Genomic DNA, 5,875 nt, shown 5'->3' with positions numbered 1-5,875 from the left:
AAAAAAGAATTTTGAAAAAATTGAATTCGATCAATTATTTTGATATAATAGAGCAATCTATGTAAAGCATCCCGTTGAGTGTAATGCTTCTCTGATAGTATAGGAGTAAAACATGAAGGAAAATATTTTTGGCAAAGACATTAATGAGTGTGAAGAACTGATGACAGGCCTTGGCGAGGCCAGGTATCGTGGGAAACAGTTGTATCAATGGCTATACGAAAAAAAAAGTGAAAAATTCAGTGAGATGACCAATTTTTCGAGTGGTTTGAGAGAAAAATTATCCGATAAATATGAATTATTTCATGGTAGAATTGAAACCAAACAAGAAGATCATCATGATGGTACAAAAAAATATCTAATTGAGCAAAAAGATGGTCAATACATCGAAGCTGTGTTAATGCACTATGAACATGGCGCTTCGTTATGTGTGTCAACACAGGTTGGATGTAATATGGGCTGTAAATTCTGTGCCTCCACAAGAGGTGGAAAAATCAGAGATTTAAGCGCCGGAGAAATACTGGATCAAATATATTTAGCGGAAAAAGAAGAAAAATTGCGAATTTCAAACATCGTGATTATGGGGATCGGTGAGCCGCTTGAGAATTATGATGAAGTGATCAAATTTATTCGTATCGCCAATACGGGTTTTGGAATCGGACAGCGAAAAATTAGTCTGTCCACTTGTGGAATTATTCCGGGGATTGAAGCTTTAGCTGAAGAAAATCTGCAGATTAACCTTGCCATATCGCTTCATTCGGTTTTTTCGGAACAACGAAAATTGTTAATGCCGATCGCAAAAAAATATGATTTTGAGTCGTTGATGGATGCCTGTAAAGCTTATTTTAAAAAGACGGGAAGACGCATTACCTATGAATATGCTCTAATTGACGGGTATAATGATCGTGATGAAGATATCGCCGGATTGATCAAACTTTTGAAGGGAAGTCAAAACCATTTGAATCTCATTGGCTTAAATGAGATCCAGGAAACAGCTTATAGAGAGAGCCCCCGATTGAACTATTTTCTTGGGGAACTGGAAAAAAACGGTATAAATGTTACGCTGAGACGGAAAATGGGAAGAGAAATTGACGCGGCGTGTGGTCAGCTTCGAAAAAAAAGATATGAGGATAAGGTGAGTGTATGAAATGTGCCTATGGATCCAACGTTGGATCACTAAGAAAGGTAAATCAAGATGCCTACTTGGCAGCAACCATAAAAAACATTGATCGTATTTCTTATGTTTTTGCAGTGGCTGACGGACTGGGAGGACATCGCAGCGGTGAAATAGCAAGTAAAACTGCGGTGGATTTTATCAAAAATAATTTATCAAAGATTCAAAATTATTTTGATCCTGAAGAAATGATGTCGTTTGTGAAATCCATTAATTTGGAATTAAAAAAAATAGGTGATGATGAACCCGCACGTTTGGGCATGGCTACCACCCTGACCATGTGTATCGTTGACGGGAATTATTTATGTATTTGTCATGTCGGCGACAGCCGCACCTATAGCATCACCGGGGACGAAATCATCCGATTGACTAAGGACCACTCACTTGTACAAATCCTGGTGGATGAAGGAAAAATAACCCAGGAAGAAGCAGAAATTCATCCCCAAAAAAATGTTATAACCCGGGCCCTGGGAACTGATAATTCAGTGAACGTAGATTTTTACCGCTATGAGATCAATCCGGATGCAATCTATCTGATCTGTTCGGATGGCCTTTTCAATATGGTTTGTGATCAGGATATGAAGACCATTATTATGGAAAATAGTCTGGAAGATGCAGCAAAAAAACTCATCGATCTGGCAAACATAAACGGAGGTAAGGACAATATAACTGTTGTTCTATTTAAGCCTCTGGAAGGAGTGCCAAATGCTCAGTAGAACTTTGGGAAAACGTTATGAAATTGTAGAGCTGATCGGACGAGGTGGTATGGCCTATGTTTATAAAGCACGGGATTTGAAACTGAATCGTTATGTGGCAGTCAAAGTGCTGCGCGAAGAATATACTGAAAATGAGCAGTTTATTAAAAAGTTTGATCGGGAATCACAGGCCGTTGCCTGTTTATCCCATCCAAATATAGTGGGCGTTTATGACGTTGGCGTCCAGGATAATATCTACTACATCATCATGGAATATGTTGATGGGATTACCCTGAAACAATATTTAATGAGAAAAGGACGTCTGGATTATACTGAGGCAACCCGATTTGTGATGGATATATCCAACGCTTTGCGCTGTGCCCACGAAAATAAAATCATTCACCGGGATATTAAACCTCATAATATTTTGTTAACCCGGGATCTTGTTCCTAAAGTGGCAGATTTTGGAATCGCCCGGGCGATTACCAGCTCCACCGTTACCATGACTAATCAAACTATGGGTTCGGTTCACTATATTTCACCGGAACAGGCCAAGGGCGGATTTGTCGATGAACGTTCAGATCTCTATTCGCTGGGGATTTTATACTATGAGTTACTAACAGGAAAGCTACCCTTTGATGAAGAAAACACGGTTACCATTGCCATCAAACATATCCAGGAAGAGATTGTCCCGCCCAAGTTACTGGAACCAAAAATACCGGAACGAGTCAATCAGATTGTGGTTAAACTGACTCAGAAAAAACCAGACGAGCGATATCAGAATACCGATGAGCTGATGGAAGATCTTGAAGCGGTATTGGAAAATCTAAGTTTTGGAGCAGGGGATGGGAATCATCTGGGTAATGACACCCATATTATTCGCGAAGGTCTCTTTCACGTTGAAAATACCGGCAGTCACGCAACCGTTCATCCCGATGAAGAAGATGATGATGACGAATATTATTATGAAACACCAAAAGAAACAGCCGCCAGAAAGAAGAAACGGAAGATCATTCTTATTTCAGTCTTTGCAGTTGTGGCCATCGCAGCCATGGGCGTTATGGCGTTTGCATTCTTTTCAGGAAAGACCGTGGCAGTCCCTGATATAAAAGGTAAAACAACAGCGGAAGCAAAAACCGCCCTGGAAAAACTGGATCTGGTTCTGGAAGTTGAAAAAGAAGTTTATAACGCTGAGGTTGAAGCAGGGCTCATCATCACTCAAAACCCGGAAAGCGGAAAAGAGCTGCAAAGTGGAAAAACGGTGAAAGTAACAGTCAGTAAAGGTGTGAAGACCGGGACAATCCCATCAGTTATCGGGTTAAGTGAAACCGAAGCAGTTAAAGCAATTGAAACCGCTAATTTTGTGGTCGGTGAAATTAAGAGAGAATACAACAGCAGTTACAATGCTGATATTGTCTTTCAAATGAATCCTAATGGCAATACGACTGCCAATGAAGGAACTAAGGTAACAATTTACGTTAGTAAGGGCGAAGATCTGATCACTGTGCCAAGCGTTATCGGTCAAACCGAAGCTGATGCCAAAAGCACCATTACAAATGCCGGGTTGACAGTGGGGTCGATCTCCCATGAGACCAGCGCCGATTATTCAAAAGGCATGGTCATGAAACAGTCTCCTGCTGATGGCAATCAGGTTGCAAAAGGTTCAGAAGTAGCGATTGTGGTCAGCAGTGGTAAAGTATCAACTCAAAAATTAACAATTGATTTAAGTGAGTATATTCAAACAAACCCGGCTAAATCAGTTAAGGTGAAAGTAGTTTTAACCGCGGCTGATAAAACGGAGACAGTGATTTATGAAGGCACAAATATGTCAGATGATGTATTTTCTGTCAATGTCGAGGGCGTAGGCCAAGAAACCTATGAAGTATTTATTGATGGAACAAGCGTTGGTACTGGCGATATCGAGTTTTGATTAAAAATATGAAATGATATTTACGGGTTTATATAACAATTAAACATTCAATTTCGTACATTTCCATGGAAGGTCCGACTGGGAACGATGTTTCAATTGATTATATAAACCCGTATTAAATTTAAAAAATGTGTTGCGATATCAGACAATAGTAAAAATATGAACAAGGAGGTTTAATCGTTGATATCAAGCGAACAAGTACTCGGGAAAATTATCAAAGGAATTGGCGGATTTTATTATGTAAAAACAGATCGCGACAATGAGGTATTGGAGTGTAAGGCAAGAGGTGTGTTAAGGCACCAGAAAATTATTCCAACCGTTGGCGATGAAGTGATGATTCAATCAGATAATCCCGGAGAATGGATGATCGAGTCGATCCTGCCCCGAAGAAATATCTTTTTGAGACCGCCTGTAGCTAATGTTGACATTGGTCTTATTGTTTTTTCAATGACAAATCCGAAGCCGAATCTACTGCTTCTGGATATGCTTTTAATCAGCTCGGAGATTCAGAATGTAAAACCGGTTGTCTGTTTTACAAAAAGAGATTTAACGAGCACGGATGAGGAAATGAGCATTAAAGAGATCTACGAAAAAACCCCTTATAAGCTGTTTTTTTTCAGCAAGAATGATACGGATACGATGGATAAGATTATTGGGGAAATAGGCGGAAAAACCGCTTTTATGGCAGGTCCGTCAGGCGTTGGCAAATCGACTATGGCTAACTATTTATGCGCTGATCAAACCATGGAGACCGGTACCCTGAGTCAGAAATTAAAAAGAGGGAAACATACGACCCGTCATGTCGAATTACTGGAAACCAAGAATGGTGGTTTTTTACTCGATACCCCAGGCTTTTCATCGTATCAGATTTCGGAAATGATCAAACCGGAAGAACTGCGGGAGTATTTTCCGGAATTCTCCCGCGGAAAGTGCCGATTCAAAAGTTGTCTTCACAAGGAAGAGCCAGGCTGTGACGTTAAAAAATCAGTTGAGGCTGGAGAAATCAGCACTGTCCGATATGAACATTATTTAAGTTTGCTGGACGAAATAAAAAAGGATCAATACCGATGAATGTGATCATTTTTACAAATGGTGAGTATCAGAATAAAGATTTTTATCAGAAGTATTTAAAAGAAATCAAGGCCGACTATCTGATCTGTGCAGATGGCGGCGCAAATTACGCCAGAGAACTAAATATCAAACCGGATATTATTATTGGTGATATGGATTCAATTACTGTGGAAACCAGAGCTTTTTTTAAAGAGACCAACTTTTTGTGCTATCCGCCCAAAAAAGATGAAACAGATACCGAACTGGCGATTGCCCATGCCATCAAAATGGGAGCTTCTAAAGTGACCATTCTTGGCGGACTGGGTTCCCGGATGGACCATAGTCTTGGTAATATCTATTTGCTGAAACGGTTTATGGATGTTGGGATCGAAGCTGAAATGGTTAATGAAAAAAACCGCATTCGCTTAATTGGGAAAACGACAAGGTTTGACTTTCCGATCGGTACGATTGTTTCGATATTGCCGATTGGCGGAGATGTTGAAGGGCTGACGATTACCGGATTTGAATACCCCATTAATGAGGGACAACTGACCATCGACAAGCCTTATGGTATCAGCAATGTGACTAACAAAAACACGCAGCACATTGCATTTAAAAAGGGGATGCTGTTGATGATTATTCCAGAGGATTAAAGAGTAGTGACAAGGATTAACTTAAGTAAGATGATCAGAGAAACGGAGTTTTCGATTAGTGTCGGACAGTTGCCAAACGAGTAAATTACTCGCCTGGCATTTTGTTTTGACACAAGAAAAAAGAGTCTAATTAAGACTCTTCAATGATCGTTCTGAAGATAAAAGAGACTAAGCTCTTTCGACTTTACCGGATCTTAAACAACGTGTACAAACACTAATTCGTTGTGGTGTGCCGTCAATTACAACTTTAACTCTTTGCAAATTGGGTTTCCAAACTCGTTTATTGTGTTTATTTGAATGACTAACCTGGTTGCCACTAACAACGGTTTTTTTACATACAAAACATTCTTTAGCCATGACATAACCTCCCTTACGC

At 39.9% G+C, this 5,875-nt stretch carries 6 protein-coding genes; 5 read left to right on the top strand and 1 reads right to left on the bottom strand.

Annotation, left to right across the window (positions count from 1 at the left end):
- Nucleotides 1-112: 112 nt before the first annotated feature.
- From rlmN to ACEW8F_RS12725, 5 genes are all read left to right on the top strand, one after another.
- Nucleotides 113-1,144: a 23S rRNA (adenine(2503)-C(2))-methyltransferase RlmN gene (gene rlmN, locus ACEW8F_RS12745; RefSeq protein ID WP_373483850.1), complete on the top strand. Its 1,032-nt coding sequence runs from the start codon at nucleotides 113-115 to the stop codon at nucleotides 1,142-1,144.
- Nucleotides 1,141-1,887, top strand: a complete 747-nt coding sequence (locus tag ACEW8F_RS12740) for a Stp1/IreP family PP2C-type Ser/Thr phosphatase (RefSeq protein WP_373483849.1) — start codon at nucleotides 1,141-1,143, stop codon at nucleotides 1,885-1,887. Before rlmN ends, ACEW8F_RS12740 begins: the two co-directional genes overlap by 4 nt.
- Nucleotides 1,877-3,796, top strand: coding sequence for a Stk1 family PASTA domain-containing Ser/Thr kinase (gene pknB / locus ACEW8F_RS12735; RefSeq protein ID WP_373483848.1), 1,920 nt, complete (start codon nucleotides 1,877-1,879; stop codon nucleotides 3,794-3,796). The genes ACEW8F_RS12740 and pknB overlap by 11 nt, the downstream gene beginning before the upstream one ends.
- Nucleotides 3,797-3,976: 180 nt before the next feature.
- Nucleotides 3,977-4,867 carry a ribosome small subunit-dependent GTPase A gene (rsgA, locus tag ACEW8F_RS12730; protein ID WP_373483847.1) on the top strand — a complete coding sequence of 297 codons (891 nt, stop codon included), beginning with the start codon at nucleotides 3,977-3,979 and terminating at the stop codon, nucleotides 4,865-4,867.
- Nucleotides 4,864-5,499: a thiamine diphosphokinase gene (locus ACEW8F_RS12725; protein ID WP_373483846.1), complete on the top strand. Its 636-nt coding sequence runs from the start codon at nucleotides 4,864-4,866 to the stop codon at nucleotides 5,497-5,499. The genes rsgA and ACEW8F_RS12725 overlap by 4 nt, the downstream gene beginning before the upstream one ends.
- 168 nt (nucleotides 5,500-5,667) lie before the next feature.
- Here ACEW8F_RS12725 and rpmB read toward each other — a convergent pair whose 3' ends face one another.
- On the bottom strand, nucleotides 5,668-5,856 hold the full coding sequence (rpmB, locus tag ACEW8F_RS12720) for a 50S ribosomal protein L28 (RefSeq protein ID WP_373483851.1): 189 nt from the start codon (nucleotides 5,854-5,856) through the stop codon (nucleotides 5,668-5,670).
- Between the last annotated feature and the right edge of the window lie 19 nt (nucleotides 5,857-5,875).

The organism is Acetobacterium sp. (assembly GCF_041752335.1).
Classification (GTDB): domain Bacteria; phylum Bacillota; class Clostridia; order Eubacteriales; family Eubacteriaceae; genus Acetobacterium.
Note: the sequence above shows the minus strand (reverse complement) of the source record. Positions and strands in the feature narration are given on the sequence as shown.

Bases quoted from the DNA above. Each gene is read 5' to 3' on its own strand.
- ACEW8F_RS12740 (WP_373483849.1), top strand. From the start codon at position 1,141: ATGAAATGTGCCTATGGATCCAACGTTGGATCACTAAGAAAGGTAAAT.
- rlmN (WP_373483850.1), top strand. From the start codon at position 113: ATGAAGGAAAATATTTTTGGCAAAGACATTAATGAGTGTGAAGAACTG.
- pknB (WP_373483848.1), top strand. From the start codon at position 1,877: ATGCTCAGTAGAACTTTGGGAAAACGTTATGAAATTGTAGAGCTGATC.
- ACEW8F_RS12725 (WP_373483846.1), top strand. From the start codon at position 4,864: ATGAATGTGATCATTTTTACAAATGGTGAGTATCAGAATAAAGATTTT.
- rpmB (WP_373483851.1), bottom strand. From the start codon at position 5,856: ATGGCTAAAGAATGTTTTGTATGTAAAAAAACCGTTGTTAGTGGCAAC.